Genomic DNA, 692 nt, shown 5'->3' with positions numbered 1-692 from the left:
CGCAATCAACTTACTGGAACTGCGATGAAACAGTTGCTGATCGCCACCAGCCGTGTGCAAACGAAACGCGATGTAATCCGCAGTCTCTTTCTCATCAAGAGGTAACAGATGATAACGGCCAGTGATACGCTGTGCGAGCTGACGCAACTGCGTAGTCTGTAACAAGCGTTGTAACTCTGGCTGCCCTACCAACAGCACTTTAAGCAGCTTTCTGGTATCGGTTTCTAAGTTCGTTAACAAGCGCAGTTGCTCAAGTACATCGGCAGCAAGATGCTGAGCCTCATCAATGACGAGCAACGTCTGCCAACCCACCTTGTGGTTACGCAGCAAATAATGATGTATGACTTGGTTTAGCTGTTTTAACGTCGCATCCTGCGGATAAGAGATCTTAAATTCATCGCAAATCGCTTCTAGCAGATCTCGGCTCGAAAAAGTCGGATTGAGAATCAGCCCCGCTTTGGTGTTTTCATCTAAATTCGCGAGCATGGCTTTGGCCACTGTCGTTTTGCCTGTTCCTACCTCACCGGTCAGCATGGCAAAACCACCGCCGTCGCCCAATCCCGCATTGAGGTGCGTGATCGCTTCTTTATGACGTTGGCTTAAATACAAATAACGTGAGTTTGGAACAATCGAAAACGGCTGTTCAACAAACCCAAAAAAGTCCTTATACATTAGGATCTCCAGCTAAAAAC

General features: G+C 47.4%; 1 protein-coding gene. It reads right to left on the bottom strand.

The window, feature by feature from the left end; genetic code table 11:
- The coding region (locus R7190_RS27635) for an ExeA family protein (RefSeq protein WP_318137901.1) at positions 1-672 on the bottom strand (672 nt) is incomplete at its 3' end.
- Between the last annotated feature and the right edge of the window lie 20 nt (positions 673-692).

The sequence above is a fragment of the Vibrio sp. 1078-1 genome (assembly GCF_033340475.1).
The sequence above is the reverse complement of the archived record's forward strand: the minus strand, read 5'-3'. Positions and strand labels throughout refer to the sequence as shown.